This window comes from Corynebacterium bouchesdurhonense (genome assembly GCF_900078305.2).
GTDB classification, from domain to species: domain Bacteria; phylum Actinomycetota; class Actinomycetes; order Mycobacteriales; family Mycobacteriaceae; genus Corynebacterium; species Corynebacterium bouchesdurhonense.
The window spans coordinates 181,055-201,715 of the sequence record NZ_LT546027.1 but is presented as its reverse complement, the minus strand read 5'-3'; the positions used below and the strand labels follow the sequence as shown (position 1 = coordinate 201,715).

16 protein-coding genes are annotated in these 20,661 nt (G+C 68.2%); 3 read left to right on the top strand and 13 right to left on the bottom strand.

What is annotated here, in order from left to right; translation table 11 throughout:
* Positions 1 to 22: 22 nt before the first annotated feature.
* The 9 genes from BN4252_RS04555 to sucB all read right to left on the bottom strand — a co-directional run bounded on the left by BN4252_RS04555 (position 23) and on the right by sucB (position 12,614).
* Entirely contained in the window at positions 23 to 1,330 is a 1,308-nt protein-coding gene (locus BN4252_RS04555) for a threonine/serine exporter family protein (RefSeq protein ID WP_066526499.1), read from the bottom strand.
* Positions 1,331 to 1,335: 5 nt separating this feature from the next.
* Positions 1,336 to 2,136 (bottom strand): DUF4191 domain-containing protein, encoded by an 801-nt coding sequence (locus BN4252_RS04550; protein WP_066526494.1) that lies wholly within the window; start codon positions 2,134 to 2,136, stop codon positions 1,336 to 1,338.
* A 23-nt stretch (positions 2,137 to 2,159) separates the two neighbouring features.
* The gene (gene lipA, locus BN4252_RS04545) at positions 2,160 to 3,203 is read right to left on the bottom strand and encodes a lipoyl synthase (RefSeq protein WP_066526491.1); all 1,044 of its coding nucleotides are present in this window, start codon (positions 3,201 to 3,203) and stop codon (positions 2,160 to 2,162) included.
* A 30-nt stretch (positions 3,204 to 3,233) separates the two neighbouring features.
* Positions 3,234 to 4,019 carry a lipoyl(octanoyl) transferase LipB gene (lipB, locus tag BN4252_RS04540; protein ID WP_066526486.1) on the bottom strand — a complete coding sequence of 262 codons (786 nt, stop codon included), beginning with the start codon at positions 4,017 to 4,019 and terminating at the stop codon, positions 3,234 to 3,236.
* A gap of 24 nt (positions 4,020 to 4,043) precedes the next feature.
* The gene (gene gcvH / locus BN4252_RS04535; RefSeq protein ID WP_066526481.1) at positions 4,044 to 4,436 is read right to left on the bottom strand and encodes a glycine cleavage system protein GcvH; all 393 of its coding nucleotides are present in this window, start codon (positions 4,434 to 4,436) and stop codon (positions 4,044 to 4,046) included.
* Between the two features lie 4 nt (positions 4,437 to 4,440).
* A complete protein-coding gene (gene gcvT / locus BN4252_RS04530) occupies positions 4,441 to 5,514 on the bottom strand; it encodes a glycine cleavage system aminomethyltransferase GcvT (protein ID WP_066526476.1) in 1,074 nt (357 codons plus the stop codon).
* 21 nt (positions 5,515 to 5,535) lie between these two features.
* Positions 5,536 to 8,433: an aminomethyl-transferring glycine dehydrogenase gene (gene gcvP / locus BN4252_RS04525; RefSeq protein WP_066526474.1), complete on the bottom strand. Its 2,898-nt coding sequence runs from the start codon at positions 8,431 to 8,433 to the stop codon at positions 5,536 to 5,538.
* A gap of 65 nt (positions 8,434 to 8,498) precedes the next feature.
* Positions 8,499 to 10,262: a dihydroxyacetone kinase family protein gene (locus BN4252_RS04520; RefSeq protein ID WP_066526467.1), complete on the bottom strand. Its 1,764-nt coding sequence runs from the start codon at positions 10,260 to 10,262 to the stop codon at positions 8,499 to 8,501.
* Positions 10,263 to 10,379: 117 nt separating this feature from the next.
* Positions 10,380 to 12,614, bottom strand: a complete 2,235-nt coding sequence (gene sucB / locus BN4252_RS04515; protein ID WP_066526463.1) for a 2-oxoglutarate dehydrogenase, E2 component, dihydrolipoamide succinyltransferase — start codon at positions 12,612 to 12,614, stop codon at positions 10,380 to 10,382.
* A 125-nt stretch (positions 12,615 to 12,739) separates the two neighbouring features.
* On the opposite strand from sucB, the gene BN4252_RS04510 reads away from it, so the two are divergent.
* Positions 12,740 to 13,135 carry an oxidoreductase gene (locus BN4252_RS04510; RefSeq protein ID WP_066526719.1) on the top strand — a complete coding sequence of 132 codons (396 nt, stop codon included), beginning with the start codon at positions 12,740 to 12,742 and terminating at the stop codon, positions 13,133 to 13,135.
* Between the two features lie 92 nt (positions 13,136 to 13,227).
* Here BN4252_RS04510 and BN4252_RS04505 read toward each other — a convergent pair whose 3' ends face one another.
* A complete protein-coding gene (locus BN4252_RS04505; protein ID WP_066526456.1) occupies positions 13,228 to 14,787 on the bottom strand; it encodes a leucyl aminopeptidase in 1,560 nt (519 codons plus the stop codon).
* Positions 14,788 to 14,884: 97 nt separating this feature from the next.
* Between BN4252_RS04505 and BN4252_RS04500 the strand changes: the two genes are divergently transcribed.
* Complete coding sequence (locus BN4252_RS04500; RefSeq protein WP_066526453.1) at positions 14,885 to 16,009, top strand: branched-chain amino acid aminotransferase; 1,125 nt, start codon at positions 14,885 to 14,887, stop codon at positions 16,007 to 16,009.
* Between the two features lie 29 nt (positions 16,010 to 16,038).
* Here the strand turns inward: BN4252_RS04500 and BN4252_RS04495 are convergent, their stop codons facing one another.
* Both BN4252_RS04495 and BN4252_RS04490 read right to left on the bottom strand, forming a co-directional pair.
* Positions 16,039 to 17,016, bottom strand: a complete 978-nt coding sequence (locus BN4252_RS04495; RefSeq protein ID WP_066526447.1) for a nicotinate-nucleotide--dimethylbenzimidazole phosphoribosyltransferase — start codon at positions 17,014 to 17,016, stop codon at positions 16,039 to 16,041.
* Positions 17,017 to 17,025: 9 nt separating this feature from the next.
* On the bottom strand, positions 17,026 to 17,742 hold the full coding sequence (locus BN4252_RS04490; protein WP_066526442.1) for a DUF3043 domain-containing protein: 717 nt from the start codon (positions 17,740 to 17,742) through the stop codon (positions 17,026 to 17,028).
* Positions 17,743 to 17,930: 188 nt separating this feature from the next.
* On the opposite strand from BN4252_RS04490, the gene BN4252_RS04485 reads away from it, so the two are divergent.
* Positions 17,931 to 18,275 carry a HesB/IscA family protein gene (locus tag BN4252_RS04485; RefSeq protein ID WP_066526439.1) on the top strand — a complete coding sequence of 115 codons (345 nt, stop codon included), beginning with the start codon at positions 17,931 to 17,933 and terminating at the stop codon, positions 18,273 to 18,275.
* Positions 18,276 to 18,389: 114 nt separating this feature from the next.
* Here the strand turns inward: BN4252_RS04485 and asnB are convergent, their stop codons facing one another.
* Positions 18,390 to 20,312 carry an asparagine synthase (glutamine-hydrolyzing) gene (asnB, locus tag BN4252_RS04480; RefSeq protein WP_066526433.1) on the bottom strand — a complete coding sequence of 641 codons (1,923 nt, stop codon included), beginning with the start codon at positions 20,310 to 20,312 and terminating at the stop codon, positions 18,390 to 18,392.
* Positions 20,313 to 20,661 lie beyond the last annotated feature (349 nt).

The following is a 20,661-nucleotide window of genomic DNA, read 5'->3' as shown; positions in this document are numbered from 1 at the left end:
GGGGGCGTCGACAAGCAACTGCTCACGAGTTGATCGGCAGAATCTCCCCGTCGAGGTGCTTGCCAAAGTCGATGTAGCGCGAGAACGCCCAGGTGCGGTCCGTGAGCATGCGGGCCACGGTCAGGCCGGCCGCGATAAACAGCACGGCGAGGGTGACGTCGGTGAACGCGTAGAGCGCGGCGGGGGTGTCGCCGTCCGCGAAGCTGTGCACGGCGGCGTAAATGGTGGTGCCGGGGATCATCACCACGCAGGCGGGGATGGTGACCGTGACGCGGGGAATAGTGGCGTACTTGCCCGCCTGGCTTCCGGCGAGCCCGATGAACAGGGCGGCGAGGAAGGCGGCGAGGAAGCCGCGGACACCGAGTGAGAGCAGGGCGAGGCGCCCGATGTTGGCCAGGGAGCCCAGGAACGCCGCGATGAGCGCCATCCGGCGCGACGAGTTGAACAGAATGGCGAAGCAGCCCACGGCGACGAAGCTGGCGGCCGCGCCGGAGAGGTAGTACTCCAGCGTCGGCTCGCGCACGGGTGCGACCGGGGCAGGGGTGCCAGAGAGCATCGCCACCACGGAGACCGTCAGCATGGTCACCGTGATGATTTCGGCGGCGAAGAACAGGCGGGGGATGCCGGCGGTGAAGTCGAAGCGAGCCAGATCCAGAAAGGACGTGAAGAGGGGGAAACCAGGGATGAGGAAGAGGACCGCGGCGATGAAGCCGGCCGAGACGTCACGGTCCGGTACCAGGAACGCGATGAGGAGGTACAGCGACGATGCCGCGGCCGCTGCGAAAGCCGTGATGCCGAGCACGTTGAGGTGCCGTTGGTGCAGGTGGCCGCGCAGGAACTGGCCCACGGCGGCGGAGCAGAACACGATCAGCGCGGCGAGGTAGCCGAACTGGTTCAGCACAGCGAAGCCCGCGCAGGCCAACCCCGCGGCAAGCGACGCGATCCACAGCGGCCAGCGCGGGGTGGGGATGCGCTCGATCTCGTCCAGCGCCGCGTTGATCTCCTCCGCCGTGTGGTAGCTCTGGAGCATGCTGTGCGCGGTGGTCTCCAGCGCCTCGATGCGCGACGCGTTCACCCCCGGCAGCGGAACATCCGCCACCACCGTGCGGAACTCCTCGCCGTGGTGGAAGGTGCAGCTTATGGTGTTGAAGCCCACCAGCACGTCTGCGTTGTCAAAGCCCAGGCTACGCGCGCACCGTTTCACCGCGCGGATCACGCGGTAGCCCGCGGCGCCGGAGGCGAGCAGGAGCATGCCGAAGCGCATCGCCGTATTCGCCTCCGCGGCAAAATCCAGCGGCTGCGCGTGGTGGTTGCCGGCGCCCCCCTGCACCGGTGTTACTTCCCGCCCTGACGCTGCTGCATGCGGCGCATCTTCCGGTTCATACCGGCCATGTTCTGGGCCTGCTTCGGCAGCGGGCCGCCCGGCAAGCCGGCCATCTGGCCCTGGCGGCCGCGCGCGTCCATGGCGTCCAGCTTGGCAGAGAGGTTGTAGACCTCGTCCTTCTGGTAGTTCTTGGGCAGCTTGAGCAGGTGCTTCTGCAGGTCGCGCACCTTGACCTGGTCTTCGCCGTCGCCGGCGTAGACCTCGTAGATCGGCACGCCGGCCAGCAGGCGGTCCACACGCTTGTGCTCCTTTGCCATGAGCTGCTTCAGGCGGCGCGGGTCGCCCTCGCCGACGAGGACGACGCCGGGGTTGCCCACCACGCGGTGGACGGTGTCCATGTGGGTGTTGGCCTGCACGCTCGGCTTGGTCAGCCACACGATGCCCATCGTGTTGCGCATGTTCTCCAGCGTCCAGGCGGCGGCGCCCGGCTGGTCACCCACCTCGTCATACATCGAGTGCTCGAGGCGGCGGGAAAACACGAACATTGCCAGCACGGCGCCGAGGATGAGGCCGAGTACGAGCATGAACCACTCGCCGCCCCAGAGTTTGCCGATGAGGAAGAACAGCAGACCCACGCCCAGCACGCACAAAAGCATCAGCGGAATGAGCTTCTTGTCCCGCTTGCGCTGGATGTTGAACGCCTCGCGCACCTGCCCGCGCGTCTGCTTGCGCTTCGCGCGCTTGGCGGTGCGCTGCTCTTTCTTCGCGGCCTTCTCGGCCGCCTTCATCGCCTTCGTGTCCTGCTTGGCCATGGGGCCTACTTTAGGGCACTGGGCTAGCGGGTGGTGACCGGGGTGTCCTGGCTCTCGCCGTACTTGGCCAGCAGGGTGGAGGCCTCCTGGGCCGTGTCGCCCTGCGAGGTCTGCGCCAGGTGCTTCAGGTTTTCCGGCAGCTCGAGGCCGCGGTGCTCCATCGCCTCCACGTAGAGCTTGCCGGCACGGTAGGAAGAACGCACCAGCGGGCCGGACATGACCGCGCCGAAGCCCATCTCGTACGCCGCGTCGCGGTACTCAATAAACTCCTCCGGCTTCACCCACCGCTCGATCGGGTGGTACATCGGGCCCGGTCGCAGGTATTGGGTGATGGTGATGATGTCGGTCCCCGCGTCGACCAGGTCGCGCAGCGCCTCCATCACCTCTTCTTGGGTCTCGCCCATGCCGAGGATCAGGTTGGATTTGGTGATGAGGCCGAAGTCTCGCGCCTGGCGGATCACGTCCAGGGAGCGCTCGTAGCGGAAGGCCGGGCGGATGCGCTTGAAGATGCGCGGCACGGTCTCCACGTTGTGGGCGAACACCTCGGGGCGGGCCTCGAAGACCTCCTGGAGCAGATTCGACTTGCCGGAGAAGTCCGGGGTCAGGTTTTCGACGCCGGTGTGGGGGTTGAGCTCGTGGATCTTGCGCACCACCTCGGCGTACAGCCACGCGCCCTCGTCCTCGAGGTCGTCGCGGGTCACGCCCGTGATGGTGGAGTAGTTGAGGTTCATCTCGCGCACGGACTCGGCCACGCGCAGGGGTTCGCCGCGGTCCAGCGGCTCGGGCTTCGCGGAGTTGATCTGGCAGAAGTCGCAGCGGCGGGAGCAGTTCGCGCCGCCGATGAGGAAGGTGGCCTCGCGGGATTCCCAGCACTCGTGGATGTTGGGGCAGCCGGCCTCCTGGCACACCGTGTGCAGGGAGGCGCCCTTGACCTTCTTCTTCATGTCCTCGTACTCGGGACCGGTTTTCACCGCGTTGCGGATCCACCGCGGCTTGGTCTCGATCGGGGTCTGAGCGTTGCGCTTCTCGATGCGGAGCATCTTGCGGCCTTCGGGAGCTACAGTCACCCCCATACCGTAACAACGCTGTCAAGGCGCTCACGAGCGGCGCTTTTTCAGGCCTTTCGACGGATCGGGGGCCGACGCGAAGGAGTGGTTGGCCACCACCAGTTCTCCTGCGAGCGCTCTGCGGAGGGCGTCGACAAGCAACGGCCCCATCTCGGCGGGGGGGGCGCGGCGGCCGAGCTCGAGGGACATGGTGGTCACGTCGGCGTCGTCGATGCCGCACGCGACGATATGGGCGTAGTGGTCCAGGGTGTTGTCGCAGTTCAGGCTCAGCCCGTGCATGGTTACGCCGCGGGTGATGCGGATGCCCAGGGCCGCTACCTTGCGGTCGCGCGTGGGGGCGGCCGGGTCGGCGGCCGGGGTGGTGGACGGCACCCACACCCCCGAGCGGCCGTCGATGCGGCCCGCGGTGCGCACCCCGGCGAGTCGCACCGCCTCGATGATCGCCTCCTCCAGGCGGCGCACGTAATCCACCACGTCCACGGGCTCGGCGAGTTTGATGATGGGGTAGATCACCAGCTGGCCCTCCCCGTGCCAGGTGATGCGCCCGCCGCGGTCCACGCCCACCACCGGCACCGGGTAGGACGGATCCGGCATGTCCTCCGGCTGCGTGCGCTTGCCGGCGGTGAAGGTGGAGGGGTGCTCCAGCACCAAAACCGTGTCGCCGATCTCGTCCCTGGCGCGCTTGGCGGCCAGATCAGCCTGCAGATCCCACGCCTGTTGATAGTCCACGAGCCCCAACTCGCGCACGTCGATCGGCGCGGTTGAGGCCCGGATGGACTGGTCGGCGGGGAAGAAAGGGTCGCGCGGGGCTGTCATGGCCCCCAAGCGTAGTCCCCGGCCCTAGCCCTCTACGCCGTTGGCGGCGGCGTACTCGTCGGCGCTCATGAGCGGGCCGACCTCCTCAACCTCCACCTCGAAGAGCCAGCCCTCGCCGAACGGGTCGTTGTTGATGGCCTCGTAGGCGCCGTCGATGTCCTCGTTCACCGCGGTCACGGTGCCGGTGACGGGGGAGTAGAGGTCCGAGACGCTCTTCGTGGACTCGATCTCGCCGCAGGTCTCGCCGGCGGTCACCGCGTCGCCCACCTGCGGCAGCTCGGCGAAGACAACCTCGCCCAGCCGGTCCGCGGCGACGTTGGTGATGCCCACGCGCACCGTGGTACCGGCCGCGGTGTCCGGGGTGGCGTTAATCCACTCGTGATCCTCGGAGTAGTAGTAGTCCTGCTGCAGCGCCATGGTTCTACGCTTCCTTTCGCTTGTAAAACGGGGTCTGTGTCATGGTAAACGGGTAGCGGCGCCCGCGGACGTCAATCTCCACCTCCGTGCCCACTTCCGCGTGGGCCGGGTCGATGTGGGCGAGCGCGATCGGGTGCCCCAAGCTTGGCGACGGCTGGCCGGAGGTGACCACCCCAACCCGCTCGTCCGAGCCGGCGAGGTAGATCTCCGCGCCCTCGCGCGCCGCGCGCCGCTGCTCAGACGCCAGGCCCGCGATGACCACGCTCGGCTCGCGGCCCGCGAGCGCCTCCTTGCCCACGAAGTCCGCCTCCTTCTTGGCGAAGGCGCGCGCCATGCCCGCCTCCACCGGGGTGATGTCCGCGGTCAGCTCGTGGCCGTAGAGCGGCATCGAGGCCTCGAGGCGCAGCGAATCGCGAGCCGCCAGGCCGCAGGGCACACCGTGGGCGACGACCGCGTCCCAGACCTGCTCCGCGTCCTCGCCTCGGCAGAACAGCTCGAAGCCGTCCTCGCCGGTGTAGCCGGTGCGCGCGACGAATACCTCGATGCCGCCCAGGGTGTTCCAGGCGCCGGAGTAGTAGGGGTACTCCGTGGGGGCGTCGGCAAGCAACTGCTCCAACACCGCGAGCGAACCCGGGCCCTGGACCGCAACGAGCGCGACCTCCTCAGAATCGTTGCGCAGTTGCACGTCGAAGCCGGCCGCGCGCTGCGTGAGCGCCTCCCACACCGCCGGAGTGTTGCCCGCGTTGGGCACCACCATAAAGTGGTCGTCGGCGAACTTGTAGGTGATCAGGTCATCGATGATGCCGCCGTCGGCGGCCACGATCATGGAGTACTTCGCCTTGCCCACGGCCAGGGTGGAGAGGGTGGAGATCAGCGCGTAATCCAAAAACGCGCCGGCCTCGGGCCCGCGGACGTCGATCTCGCCCATGTGCGAGAGGTCGAAGACGCCCACGCCCTCGCGCACCGAACGGTGTTCCTCCAACTCGCTGCCGTACTTCAGCGGCATGCGCCAACCGCCGAAGTCGGTGAATTGCGCACCCAGCTCCTCGTGCTTGGCGTACAGGGGGGTTTGCGGCATGGGGTCCTCCTACTCCTTGTTCTACTTCTTGTTCTCTTCGGTCACCGTCACGTCCACTTCCTCGACCACCTCGGGCTCGATGTCGAACGCCTCGGGCGGCGGGCAGGCGCACACCAGGTTGCGGTCGCCGTACGCTTCGTCGATGCGGCGCACCGGCGGGAAGTACTTCGCATGCACCAGCCCCTCCACCGGGTAGGCGGCCTGCTCGCGGCTGAACTCGTACGGCCATTCACTGCGCGCCACCGAGTGGGCGGTGTATGGCGCGTTGTGCACCACGGACTTCTCGTACTCCACGCGGCCGTCGATGATCTCCTGGATCTCGGCGCGGATGGAGCGCATCGCCTCGATAAAGCGGTCCAGCTCCGCCAGGTCCTCGGACTCCGTGGGCTCGACCATGAGCGTGCCCGCCACGGGGAAGGCGAGGGTGGGGGCGTGGAACCCGTAGTCCACCAGGCGCTTGGCCACGTCCGCTGCGGTCACGCCGGACGCCTCCGTAGCCGGGCGCAGGTCCAGGATGCACTCGTGGCCCACCAGGCCGTTCTCGCCCGTGTAGAGCACCGGGAACGAATCGTTGAGCTCGTGCGCCACGTAGTTTGCGCCGGGGACCGCGTGCGCGGTGGCGGACTTCAGGCCCTTCGCGCCGCTCATGGCGATGTACGCCCACGGGATTTGCAGCACGCCGGCAGAGCCGTAGAGGGTAGAGGAGACGGGCACCCCGTCCTGCGCGTCTGGGCCGGCTGGGCCGGCAGGGCCGTTCGAAACCACCGGGGTATTCGGGTTGGACGGCAGGTAGGGCTCGAGGTGCTTGCCCACGCCGATGGGGCCGACCCCCGGGCCACCGCCGCCGTGCGGGATGGTGAAGGTCTTGTGCAGGTTCAGGTGGCTCACGTCGCCGCCGAAGTCACCGGGGCGCGCGATGCCGGTCAGCGCGTTCATATTCGCGCCGTCGATGTAGACCTGGCCGCCGGCCGCGTGCACCTTGTCCGCCACCTCGCGCACCGTGTCCTCGTAGACGCCGTGCGTGGAGGGGTAGGTGATCATGATTGCGGCGATGTGCTCTCGGTGCTTTGCAATCTTTTCGTCCAGGTCAGCCAGGTCGATGGAGCCGTCCTCGGCGGTTGCGACCACAACCACCCGCAGGTTGGCCAGCGCCGCGGAGGCGGCGTTCGTGCCGTGGGCCGAGGCCGGAATGAGGCAGATGTCGCGCTCGGCGTCGCCGTTGGCCAGGTGGTACTGGCGGATGGCCAGAAGCCCCGCCAGCTCGCCGGTGGCGCCGGAGTTCGGCTGCACGCTCACCGCGTCGTAGCCCGTGATCTCCACCAGCCAGCCGGCCAGCTCCGCGATCAGCTCGCGCCAGCCCTCGGTGTACTCGTCGGGGGTGAACGGGTGCACGTTGGCAAAACCCGGCCACGTGATCGTCTCCAGACCCGCCGTGGGGTTGAGCTTCATGGTGCAGGAGCCGAGCGGGATCATGGTGCGGTCCAGCGCCAGGTCCTTGTCCCCGAGCTTGCGAATGTAGCGCATCATCTGCGTCTCGGAGTGCATCGTGTTGAAGATCTCGTGCGTGAGGTACGGCGTGGCGCGCTCGAGCTCCGCCGGAATCGCGCGGTCGGCCTGACTGGCCACCACCTCGACCCCGAACCCGCCCAGCAGCGCCGCCAGGTCCTCCTCGGAGCAATCCTCGCCGAAAGCGACACCCACGGTCTGCTCGTCGATCGCCCGCACCAGGTAGCCTTCGCGCGCTAGCTTGTCGACGACCCCTTGCGCGCCCTCAACCCCAACCGCAACCGTGTCGAAGTAGTGCGCGTGCTTGACCTCGAGCCCCGCCGCCTCGGCGGAGGCGGCGAAGCGGGTCGCGTTGCGGTGGATCTCCTCCGCGATCTCCTTCAGCCCCTGCGGGCCGTGGTACACCGCGTACATGGAGGCCGTGACCGCAAGCAACGCCTGCGCGGTGCAGATGTTGGAGGTTGCCTTCTCGCGACGAATGTGCTGCTCGCGCGTCTGCAGCGCGAGGCGGTAGGCGGGGTAGCCCTCCGCGTCCTTGGACACGCCCACCAGGCGGCCCGGCAGCTGGCGGCGCAGCTTGTCGGTCACGGCCATGTAGGCGGCGTGCGGCCCGCCGTAGAACAGCGGCACGCCCAGGCGCTGGGTGGTGCCGATGGCGATGTCCGCCCCCAGCTCGCCCGGGGACTTAAGCAGCGTCAGCGCCAGGATGTCCGCGTTGACCGCTACCAGGCCGCCGCGGGAGTGGATCGCCTCAATCACGGCGCGCGGATCGGCGATGTCGCCCTCGGTGCCGGGGTAGGCGATCACGGCGCCCACGAGGTCCTCGCCGACCACGCCCTCGGTTAGATCGGTGACCTCCACCTCGAGGTCGAACACCCGGGCGCGCTCCGCGGCGACGTTGATCACCTGCGGGTGGAGGCGGGCGTCGAGAAGCACCCTGCGCCCCTTCTTCACCGTGCGGGACATCAGCCCGACGGCCTCCGCGGTGGCCGACGCCTCATCCAGCAGCGACGCGTTGGCGATGTCCAGTCCGGTGAGGTCCTGCACCATCGTCTGGAAGTTCAGCAGCGCCTCCAGGCGGCCCTGCGAGATCTCCGGCTGGTACGGCGTGTAAGCCGTGTACCAGCCTGCGTCCTCCACCACGCCGCGGCGAATCACCGGCGGCGTGATGGTGGAGGAAAACCCCTGGCCGTAGAACGCCTTGAGCACCACGTTCTTGTCCGCCATCTCCCGCAGGCGCAGTTGCGCCTCGTGCTCGGTGAGCGCGTCCGGCAGCTGCAGGGGCCCGGAGGCGAGGATGCCGGCCGGCACCGCCGCGCTGATCAGCTCCTCGAGCGATTCGTACCCCAGCGTGCGCAGCATCTGCTGGGCTTCCGGGCGATCGGGGCCGATGTGGCGGGAAATATATTCCACGAAAACTCCTTATCCGGGGGCGGTAGAACCAGCCCTCAGCATAGTCGGCGCCCCTGCCGGCCGAACTAGAAATCGGCCACAGCGGCGCGGCCGAACAGCCACGTAACCGAAATCGCGCCGGGGTCCGGTACCTCCTTCGCCGACTCGCCAAGGTAGGACGCCCGACCCTTGGTTGCTTGCATGCCCCGGGTTGCTTTCGCCCCGGCGACGGCGGCATCGAACACGTGCCGCAGCACCTCCTCGGTGGAGGAGGCGGCGCCGGTGCTCGCCACCTCCTGCGCGGCCCTCGCCGCCGGCGCCAGCGCGTCAACGAGCGTGTTATCACCTTCCTTCGCACCACCCAGCTCGGTGATGGCGTCGAGGCCGAGCCGCAGCCCCTCGGCCAGCGCACTGGCGAACGTCTCGGGCTTGGCTGTGCGGGAGTCAACCCCCGCGGCGTCGAACGCGTCGGCCATCTCGCGGAACAGGGAACCCAGCACCGCACCCGAGGTGCCGCCCGCCCGCACCAGCATCCGGTGCGCGAAGAACTGCAACACTTCGGCGTCGCCGCCGCGGATCGGGGTGCGCACATCCCCGAACGCGGCCTCCATGTTCTGGCCGAAGTCGCCGTCGCCCGCCTCCCTGTCGAGGGCCGTCAGGTCATCAAAACCCTCGCCGAGGCGCTGGACATACAGGGTGAGCCACTCGTTCTCGTCCCCGCTGTCGGGCTGCGCGTAGTCATCCACCATGCGCGCCGGCCGGTACTGCGGGTCCTCCACGAGGCCGGGCCAGGCGGGTGCGTCCGTGGGGGCGTCGAGAAGCGAAAGAAGCTCCTCATCCAGCACCGTCACGGTCAGCGAGATGCCGGCCATATTCATCGCTGTGACCAGGCTGCCGCGCATGGCGCGGCGCACCCGCAGGCCGCGCTCGGTGAGCTGCTGCACCGCCTCGCCGAACACGAGGTCAAGTTCCAATTCGCTGGTGGCGCCGAGGCCGTTGACAAACAGGAGCACCTCCGCGCCGTCGGTGGAATCGCCGGTGGCGCCGGTGGCGCCTGTGGCGTCGAGGGAGCCGAGGATGCCGTCGAGCAGCTCGGCAACCAGCGCGCGTGCGCTCGGCTGGCCTGCACTGTCGAGGTCCCGGCGCTCCATGCCTGGCTCACCGTGGATGCCCACACCGATCTCAATTTGGCCGTCCTGCAAATCGAACGTCGCGCGGTCATGGGTGGGGGAGTGCCCGGGCTGCAGCGCCACCGCCATGCTCCGGGAGCGGTCGGCCGCCCGCTGCGCAACCTCCGCAACGCAGCCCAGCTCGTCACCGCGAGCGGCGGCGGCGCCGGCAACCTTCTCCACGATGACGGTTGCCCCGGTGCCGCGGCGACCGGGCGAGTGATCGTTACCGAGATCCGTGGCCACGTCATCCGCGACCAGCACCTGGCGCACTTGGGCGTCCGTGCTCTGCGCCGCCACGGTGAAGTTCATGACATCGCCGGTGTAGTTCTTCACCACGTGCACCACGCCCAGTCCGCGGTCAGCCCAATTCGTGGCGGCCGTAATCTGGACGGCGTTGGGGGACGTGAACAGGAGGCCAGGGCAGGCGGCGTCGAGCATGCCACGGCCGATGAACCCCGCGTGCATCGGCTCGTGGCCCGAGCCACCGCCCGAAATGACGGCGACCTGCGCCTCCGCATCGGTATCGCGCTTCAGGCCGATGAACCCGTCATTGTGCCAGTCCGCGTACGGGTGGGCGGTGACCAGCCCGCCGACGGCCTCCTCAACGAATTTTGAGGGAGCGTTGCGGAAAGACTTGAAGGAATCGGGCGAGTGGGTGGGCTGCGTTTCGTTGGCCATGCCTACAAAGTGTAGAAGCTCTGCCCCAGAGGTCGGGGAGCGAAAAAATCCGGCCCCGGCGGGTGCCGGAACCGGATTTTTAGAGGCCGTATTTCAGGCCGTGTTTCAAGGCCCCGCTTAAAGGCCCAAGTCGTCCTCGAAGTCGCCGGCCTCGATGCGGTCCTTGATGGTGGACACGAAGCGGCCCGCGTCGGCACCGTCAACCAGCTGGTGGTCGTAGGTGAATGGCAGGTAGCACATCTGGCGGATGGCGATGGAGTCGATGCCGTCCTCGGTCACGATCACCGGGCGCTTCTCAATGGCCGCGGTGCCCAGGATGCCGGCCTGCGGCGGGGGGAGCACCGGGGGATCCAGCAGCGCGCCCCCGGAGCCGATGTTGGTCACCGTGAAGGTGGCACCGGAGAGATCGTCCGGACGCAGCTTCTTGTTGCGCGCGCGGTCTGCCAAATCAGCGATGGCCTTGGCGATGTCCGCCAGGTCCATGTCCTGCACCTGCTTGATCACCGGCACGAGGAGGCCCTGCGGGGTGTCCACGGCGATGCCGATGTTCACGTCCGAGTGGTAGGTGATCTCCTTCTTGTCGGCGTCGTAGGAGGCGTTGACATTCGGGTGGGAGACCAGGGCCTCGGCCGCGGCCTTGATGAAGAAGGCCAGGTAGGTGATGTTCGCGCCGTGCTTCTCCACGAACGCCGGCTTGACCCCCTTGCGCAGCTCGGCGACGCGGGTGACGTCCACCTCCTGCACGTGGGTCAGCTGCGCGGAAGTCTGCAGGGACTCGACCATCTTCGCGGCCGTGATCTCGCGGATGCGGTTCACGCGCTGGGTGGTGCCGATGAGCTCCTGCTTGGCCGGGTCCACGGACTTGGTGGACCAGTTAGCGCGGGCACTCTTCGGCGCCGCCTCCTGCTTGGTCTCCTGCTCGGTCTCGGCCGGTGCCTCGGAAGCGCCCTCAGCCTTGCCGCCCTCGGCGGCGGCCAGCACGTCCTGCTTGCGGATACGGCCGCCGACACCGGTTCCCTCGATGGAGTTGAGGTCCACACCGTGCTTGTCCGCCAGCTTGCGCACGAGCGGGGTGACGTACGGCACCTTGTCGCCGCGGTCCTCGAGCTTGGCGGAAGAGTTGGAGTCGTCCTGCTTGGGCTCGGCCTTCTTTGGCTCGGCCTTCTTGGAGTTGTCCTTCTTCGGCTCAGCCTTCTCCTCGGCCTTGGCCTGCTTCGGCTCGTCCTGCTTCGGCTCAGCCTTCTCCTCGGCTGCTGCCTCGTCGTCGGAGTCGTCATCGTCGGCAGCGGCCTCGGCATCACCGATCACCACGATGGCCTGGCCAACCTCAACCGTGTCGTCCTCCTCGGCGAGGATTTCCAAGATGGTGCCCTCAACCGGGGAGGGGATCTCGGTGTCGACCTTGTCGGTGGAGACCTCGAGCAGCGGCTCGTCAACCTCAACCAGGTCGCCCACGGACTTCAGCCACGTGGTGATGGTGCCCTCGGTGACGGACTCGCCCAGCTCCGGCATCTCCACGGTGGTGGACTCGCCGGAGCCCTTCTTGTTCTCGGCGGAATCTTTCTTCTCAGACTTCTTCGGAGCGTCCTCCGGGTTGTCGCCCTCGCCCTCGGCGGAGTTGTCCTCGGTGACGTCCTCGTCCTCGTCGGCAACGTTTTCCTCGCCGCGGTTCTCGTCGTCCGAGTCGTCGGAGTCGTCGGAATCGTCCGAACCGGCCGCAGCGTCCTCGTCGCCGATGCGGGCGATCACGTCGCCCACCTCAACGGTGTCATCTTCCTCGGCGAGGATCTCGATCAGGGTGCCGGCCACGGGGGACGGGATCTCGGTGTCGACCTTGTCGGTGGAGACCTCGAGCAGCGGCTCGTCCACCTCGACGGTGTCGCCGACCTCCTTCAGCCACGTGGTGATGGTGCCCTCGGTGACGGACTCGCCGAGCTCCGGCATCTCCACGTCGGTGGCGGAGCCGGAGGAGGAACCCTTCGCAGACTTCTCCACGTCCTTCTTCGTGTCCTCGTCGGCGTCTTCCACCTTGGCCTCCGGCTTCTCGGCCGGCTCAGACTCGTCAGCCTGCTCGTCGTCAGCGGAGTCATCCTCGGAGGAGCCGGTATCCTCGCCCTCCTCGCCGATGATCACGATCACGTCGCCCACCTCAACGGTGTCGTCTTCCTCGGCCTTGATCTCAAGGATCACGCCGGCCACGGGAGAGGGAATCTCGGTGTCGACCTTGTCGGTGGAGACCTCGAGCAGCGGCTCGTCGACCTCAACGGTGTCGCCGACTTCCTTCAGCCACGTGGTAATCGTGCCTTCGGTCACCGACTCGCCCAGCTCGGGCATCTCTACTGAGTGCGCCATGATTTCCAACTCTCCTCATGAAAATTGTGGAAAAGATACAACCACAAAGCGTACCCGGATTCCCCGCGCTCCGCGGCGTGAAACCCCCGTAATCAGGCGCGCCCCGCTGCCGTACTATGAGCACCGTGTTCAACCTGTTCGGCAAAGGCAAACGCAGCACCAGTTTCGCCCCGCCCCGCGCGCCGGGTGAGACCCTGCGGGCCGAGGACGCCGACTACCTCAAGGCTTGGGTGGTCGGTCGCGCCTTCGTGGAGGGATTCGTCGAGCCCGAAACCATGGTCAACGAGATGTCGGTGGTGCTGGTTGACGAGCACGGCAATTACACTCGCCGCCGCATCGGGGGGCCCAAGGGGATCGACGCGGTCACGACGTTGTTGGGCATTTCGCTTTACGACGTCGAGGAGACCGGCTACCCCGACCGCATGCGCCGCAAAATCGAGCAGGACCGCATCCTGCGCAAACGGGCCGAGCAGCAGGAGCGCCGCGCTAAGTTCGAGCGCGGCGAGAACCCCTACACCTGACCCGCCGGCCACAGATTTTGGAAAATCCGCGGACCTGGGCACCAAAGTCCCAGGACGGTGAAAAATTTGGCAAAATCGTCGGACTAGCCCGGCTACGCCCCGCTGGTCTCGCCGGCGAGCCGGGTCAGGGTCTCGACGATGGTGCGCACCGGGGCGCCGGTCGCGCGGGCGGGCGTGTATCCGTGCGCGGAGCCGCCGTTCCAGGCCGGGCCGGCCACGTCGATGTGCACCCACTGCGTCCCCTCCGGCACAAACCGGGAGAGGTAGAGGCCGGCGAACAGCATGCCGCCGGTGCGGGCGTTGTGGGTGTTGCGGATGTCGGCGACGGGGGATGCGAGTTCCTCTACGTGTTCGTCGAGAAGCGGCATGGCCCACGCGCGCTCACCCACCTCGCGCCCGGCCTCGGCCACGGCGTCGCGGAAATCGTCCGATCCCATCACGCCGGCGGTGCGGGTGCCCAGCGCCACGAGCTGGGCGCCGGTGAGGGTGGCGGTTTCGATGAGGTGGCTGGGCTGCGCCCCGCCAGTGCCCTCGCAGGCGCGGGCGATGGCGTCGGCGAGCACGAGGCGCCCCTCGGCGTCGGTGTTGATGATCTCGCTGGTCAACCCGCCGTAGTGGGTGATCACGTCGCCCGGGCGGGTGGCAGTGCCGGAGGGCATGTTCTCCGCCAGCGGCAGCCACGCATCCACCCGCACCGGCAGTGCCAGGCGCGCCGCGGCGACGATGGCGGCGAGCTGGGCGGCGGACCCGCCCATGTCGGAGATCATCTCCTCCATTTTCGCGGCCGGCTTCAGCGAGATACCGCCCGTGTCGAAGGTGATGCCCTTGCCCACCAGCGCCACTGAGGTGCCCGACTCGGCGGCACCGTCCCAGGACAGGTGCACCAGGCGGGGCGGGCGCGCCGAGCCGCGGCCCACGGCGAGGATGCCGCCGAAGCCCTCGGCCTCCAGCTGCGCCTCGTCGAGCACCTCCACATCCAGGCTCGCCTGCTGCGCCACCTCCCGCATTACCCGGGCGTAGGACTCCGGGTAGAGGTGGTTGGCTGGGGTGTTGACCAAGTCGCGGGCGAGGTTTGTGCTCTCAGCGATGACCACGGCGCGCTCAAAGGCGGCGCGCTGGTCCTCGGAACCCACCACCGTGACGGTCACGCCGCGGGCGGCTCCGTCGGACCCGCCAGCCTCGTCGCGGCCCGCCCGGGACTTCTGCCCCGCGTACGCGTAGCCGCCCAGGATCAGGCCCTCCACCACTGGGCCGACGCCGAACTCGCAGGACACGGCCGCCTCCACTGAGCCGGTCTGGCCGGTCTGGCCGGTCTGGCCGGTCTCGCCCTTCAGGCCGGCCAGGGTGCGGGCAGCGGAGCCGTATGCGCGGCGCACCGCGTCATCGTCCACCGCATCTGCGGCGCCGAGGCCGGTGGCGATGTACAGGGTGTCGTCGACAAGCAAACGCACCGTCTCGGACGCGCTACCGGTCGCACCGAGCGCAACCAGCGCATCGAACAGGCCGGGGGCCGCGAACGCGGTCACCGGCAGCTCGAGGCCGTCCTCACCCTTCGCCACCGGCACGATGCGCGCGGCGCCGGACGGGGCGGTGGGGGAGAAGCGGACCTCGGGGACGGTTCCGCGGGCGGGGAGCGAAATGTCGAATGCCATGAACGCACCTTTCTTCTCGGGTCTTCTCGGGTCTTCTCGGGTCGTGTTACGAATCGGTATCGCTAGAGCGTACCGGTGCCGGAGTAGGGTAGCGCCCATGGAGCAACGCCTAGAATTCGCAGTGACCAAGAACGAGCACCCCGCCACCGACGCCCAGCGCGCGGAGATCCTCGCCGAGCCCGGCTTCGGCAAGGCCTTCACCGACCACATGGTCTCCATCGACTGGACCGCCGACAAGGGCTGGCACAACGCCCAGGTGCGCCCCTTCGGCCCCGTGGAGCTGAGCCCAGCCACCAACGTCTTTCACTACGGCCAGGCCATTTTCGAAGGCCTGAAGGCGTACCGCCACGAGGACGGCAGCATTGTCACCTTCCGTCCAGACCAGAACGCGGCGCGCATGCAGCACTCCGCGGACCGCCTGGCCATGCCGCAGCTGCCCGAGGAGCTGTTCATCGAGTCCCTGCGCCAGCTCGTCGCCGCCGACGAGGCGTGGGTGCCGGAGGCTGGCGGCGAGGACGCGCTCTACCTACGCCCCTTCATGATCGGCACCGAGGAGACCCTGGGCGTGAAGCCCTCCTCTAGCTACACCTACTACGTCATCGCCTCCCCGGCCGGCGCCTACTTCAAGGGTGGCGTGAAGCCGGTTAGCGTCTGGATCTCCGAGGACTTCGTGCGTGCCGCGCCGGGCGGCACGGGCGACGCCAAGTTCGCCGGCAACTACGCGGGCTCGCTCGCGGCCCAGGCCAACGCCGAGAATGAGGGCTGCGACCAGGTGGTGTGGCTCGACGCGATCGAGCGCAAGTACATCGAGGAGATGGGCGGGATGAACCTCATGTTTGTCGAGTACACCGGCGCCGAGGGCAGCACCGAGCCCGACGACTACACCGTGGTTACCCCCGCGCTCAGCGGCTCGCTCCTGCCAGGCATTACCCGCAAGTCCATCCTCGAGCTCGCTGAGGACATGGGGTACAAGACCGAGGAGCGCCGCGTCACCGTCGGCGAGTGGCGCGACGGCTCCGAGTCCGGCCGCTTCGCCGAGACCTTCGCCTGCGGCACCGCGGCCGTAATCACCCCCGTCGGCCGCGCCAAGTCCCCGCACGGCGAGTTCACCGTGAACAACAACGAGGCGGGCGAGATCACCATGAAGCTGCGCGAGCAGCTGCGCGGCATCCAGAACGGCACCATCGCAGACACCCACGGTTGGAACTACCGCCTGGTGTAGGGGGCTTTCGCTTATCGACGCTCCCTTCCCTACGCGCCTCCCAACACCTCCGCCGCCAACTCGGCGGCGAGGTTGATGGTGGGGAGGGCGGCGAGCGAGCCCGCCGCCTGGCCCGCGGTCATGTCCAGGGCGAGGACGGGCGTGAGCCCCAGCGCCTGCACGCACCCCAGGTGGGACGGCTCGGGCGTGAGCTGGCCGGCAATGAGCCAGCGCTTCGTCCCCGGGGCGAGGCGCTCCGCCACATAGGCGGCCACGGCCACGTACGCCCCGTCGACGACCACTGGGGTGCGCCGCACCGCCGACTGCGCGATGAGGCCCACCAGACACGCGAAGTCCGGGCCCGCGATCTCCGCCAGCACCCGCTCCTCGTCGTCCCGGCACCCGCGGACGCGGAACATGGCGTCGCGCACCGCGGCCGCCTTCACCTTCCACACCTCGTCGTTGATCCCGGACCCGCGCCCCACGGCCAAGACCGGCTCCGTGCGGGTGAACGTGCCGTACAGCGCCGCGGCGACGGTGGTGTTCCCCACCGCGAGGTCCCCGGGCAGAACGATGTCGGTGCCGGCGTCGACCTCCTCGTCCGCGAGGTCCACACCCAGCTGCAGCGCGTCCGCGCATGCCTGGGTGCTCATCGCCGCCTCGACGTCGATTGCGCCGGTGGGCTGGTCCAAGAAGTCCTCCACCAGGCGCACCCCGGCGCCCGCCATGCGCGCGGCCGCGTTTACCGGGCCCCCGCCGGCGGCGATGTCCGCGGCTTGGGCCCGCGCCGCGTCCGGCTGCCACGCGGAGATGCCGCGCTCGGCAATGCCGTGGTTGCCCGCCACCACCACGGCGCGGGCGCGGGTAAAGGGGTGGGGGAGGTCGGCGCCCTGCGCGCCAGCCACCCACGCGCCTATCGCGCCGAGGCGCCCCAGCGCGCGGCCCGGCACGGAGGCGTCGAGCCTGCGGGCAAGGTCGCGCTGCCGTGCCTCGTCCGGCGCATCAACCTGCGGAAACTGGATGGCCACGCGTGCGCCCTACACCTTCTGGCCGAGCGCGACCTGCGGCTTCGGGGAGCGCCAGCTGCGCGGCTGGGAGGCGCGGGAGAACGCGTAGGTGCCCAGGCCGAAGCCGGTTTCCGTGGTGTCCGGGAATTTGGCCCGCACCGCGGCGTTGGCGCGCCGACCAATGATCACGGCCTCCACCAGGATCGCCAGCATGAACACGAGGGTGATCATGGAGAGCACGGACGCCACCTGCGGTAGCCAGGTGCCGATGATCAGGATGACCAGGAGCACCAGCGCCATCGGCATGACGTAGTTGTTGAGGAAGCGGCGCGAGTCCACCCAGTCGCGCACGTACCGGCGCACCGGCCCGCGGTCCCGGTCCAGGAGGTAGCGCTCGTCGCCCGCGTCGATGCGCGCCTGCATCTCGCGGTTGGCGGCGCGGTTTTGCTCGCGCTGCTCCTTCTTGTACGCCTTCCACTCCTCTTTCGTCATGGACTTCTTCAGCTCTTTGTTGCGCTGCTGCTGCTGCGCCGGTGTGAGCGCGTCCGGATCTCGGACTACGCCGCGCTTGACCTCCTGGTCGTGGCGCTTGGGCGTGGGGCGCCCCTTCGGCGGCGTGTAGCCCTTGGGCAGCTTCGCCTCCTCGGGGGCCGCGGCGGCGCCGTCGGCATGCTGCTCGCTCTCGGGCAACTCCAGCTTGGTTGAGCCGCCGGTTGCTTGCTCGGATTTTTGCCAGGGAAGTTTCACGCCCCCAAGGCTACAATGCGGCCCCCACACGGTGGCCACCACCGCGGGGAACCGGTGCCGGGAACTGGTTTGGGAATACACCGGACCGCGCTCGTGTTGCACGGTCTAGTTCGAGTACGCTGGGGCCGAACTTCCGGGCCGATCCCCGGAGATACCCTTGGCTCCGGAACTGAGTAAGGAGAAGCAACATGTCCGCACCCACGTCCGCTACCGGTGTGATCCTCACCGACGCCGCCGCCGCGAAGGCGAAGGCGCTGCTCGACCAGGAGGGCCGCAACGACCTGTCGCTGCGCATCGCGGTCCAGCCCGGCGGCTGCGCCGGCCTGCGCTACCAGCTCTACTTCGATGACCGCGACTTGGACGGCGACAAGGCCGACGAGGTCGGCGGTGTGCGCCTCGTGGTGGACAAGATGAGCGTGCCGTACCTCGCCGGCGCCACCATCGACTTCGCCGACACGATCGAGCAGCAGGGCTTCACCATCGACAACCCCAACGCCGGCAGCTCCTGCGCCTGCGGCGACTCCTTCAACTAAGCCGATTTCGCTTTTCGACGGCTACTTGAAGCCGTACTCAGCCCGCAGCCACCCTTTGGCCGCGGGTTTTGCGTTTCGCGGCCAAGCCGGCGCGGGGGTCGGGGTCTGAGGGTCCTACAGCTTGACCGGGTAATCCTTGCGCTCGATCTGCGGGTCGATGCGGTGCTCCACGAAGATGCCGTGCCACACCATGAACGCCAGCACCGTCCACAGGCGGCGGGAGTGGTCGCTCACGCCGTCGCGGTGCTCCTTGAGCATCTCCAGCACCTGGTCCTTGGCAATGATGTCCTCGGTCTGAGACTCGCGGATGGTGTCCTGCGCCCAGCCGTAGAGCTCCTCGCCGGCCAGCCAGTGGCGCATGGGTACGGGAAACCCGAGCTTCTTGCGGTGCAGCACGTGCGGCGGGACGATCTGCTCCATCGCTTTGCGCAGCGCGTACTTGGTGGTGCCGTGCGAGATCTTCTGGTCGTACGGGATGGTTTGCGCCACCTCGAAGACCTCCTTGTCCAAAAACGGCACGCGCAGCTCGAGGGAGTTGGCCATGTTCATCTTGTCGGCCTTCACCAGGATGTCGCCGCGCATCCAGGTGAACAGGTCAAGGTTCTGCATCCGCGCCACCGGGTCCATCGCGGTGGAGGCGGCGTAGATGGGGGCCGTGACCTCGCGGTGGTCCCACTCCGGCTTGGCCCACGGCAGCACGCGCTGCAGCTGCGCGAAATTGAACGAGCGGGCGTTGCCGTAGTAGCGGTCCTCGATCGGGGTCGTGCCGCGCTCGAGCAGGCTTTTGCCCTTCACGCCGTCGGGCAGCACCTTGCTCAGGCGGTTCAGACCGCGGGAGAGCGGCGTGGGCAGCTTCTCAAACGGGGCGAGCGAGAGCGGCTCCTTGTAAATGGTGTAGCCGCCGAACAGCTCGTCCGCGCCCTCGCCGGAGAGCACCACCTTGACGTGCTTGCGTGCCTCCTGGGCCACGAAGTACAGCGGCACGAGGGAGGGATCCGCCACCGGATCGTCCAGGTACCACATGATTTTCGGGATCGCCCCCGCGTACTCCTCGGGGGAGACGATCTTCACAATGTGCTCCACCCCGATCGCAGCCGCGGACTCGGCCGCCACGTCCACCTCCGAGTAGCCCTCCCGCTCGAAACCAGTGGTGAAGGTGAGCAGATTCGGGTTGTGCCGCTTCGCCAACGCGGCGATCGCGGTGGAATCGATGCCGCCGGAGAGGAATGATCCGACGGTCACGTCAGCGCGCATATGCTTTTCGACGGAATCCTCCAACGCCCGGGCAATCCGGTCGTAGAGATCCTGCTCCTTACCCTTCACTACTGGGGTGGGCGTAAACGAGGGTTGGAAGTAGCGCTTGGATACCACCTTGCCGCCTGGCTCCAGGGTGACGGTGCAGCCCGACTCCACGCGGCGAATCTCGGCGTGCAGGCTCTCCGGCTCCGGGACGTACTGCAGGTCCACGTAGTGCTCGATGGCGCGGCGGTCAAGCTCAAGGCCGAGACCGATTGCGTCCGCCATCTCCAAGATGGACTTCTTCTCGGAGGCGAAGACTGTGCCGGCGGCGGTGGTGGCGTAGTACAGCGGCTTGATGCCGAACTGATCGCGCGCCGCGAACATGGTGCGGGTCTCGGTGTCCCAAATGACAAAGGCGAACATGCCGCGCAGGTGCTCCACCACCTGCTCGCCCCAGTGGTGGAAGCCCACCACGATGGGTTCGCCGTCGCCCGAGGTGTTGAAAGCGTAGCCCGCGGCGGCCAGCTCCTCGCGCAGCTCGACATAGTTGTAGATCTCGCCGTTGAAGGTCAGTGCGTATCGCTCCGGGTTGTCGGCCGGGCCCCAGCGAAGCGGCTGGTGAGAGTGCTCGATGTCGATGATGGCGAGCCGGTTGAAGCCGAAGACGGCGTCATCGTCGTTCCAAGTCCCCGCCGCGTCTGGGCCGCGGTGGTACATGCAGGGGAGCGCGCGCTCCGCCGCGTCGACGTACGTGTCGGCATCGCCGCGGGAAGCGAGCATTGCGAGAAGGCCACACATGGCAGTTGTCTCCTTATTAATAAGGTGCGGCCCGGCACTGGCGGGTCCGCGGTGATGCATTAAAGAATAGAGAGGTACCGGGGCGCAGCGGGAAACGGCGTGGCTGTGGCGCGTCGCGGGCGGTACACCTTTTGCCGTGCCCCGAACGGGGGCCAACTTTCGGTGTAGCCTCGCGCCCCCGGGGCGGCGCTCGCAGATGCAGCCACGGCGCGGACCGGCAGCGCGGCCCCGTTCTCGCCGGTAAGCGCCCAGTGGCCGGGGGCGCGAGGCTAGCGGGGGAGAGGGGTGGGTCACACCGCCGGAAGAATGCGGACGGGGTTTGGCCTTTGAACTATTCTGTCCCGGTAGG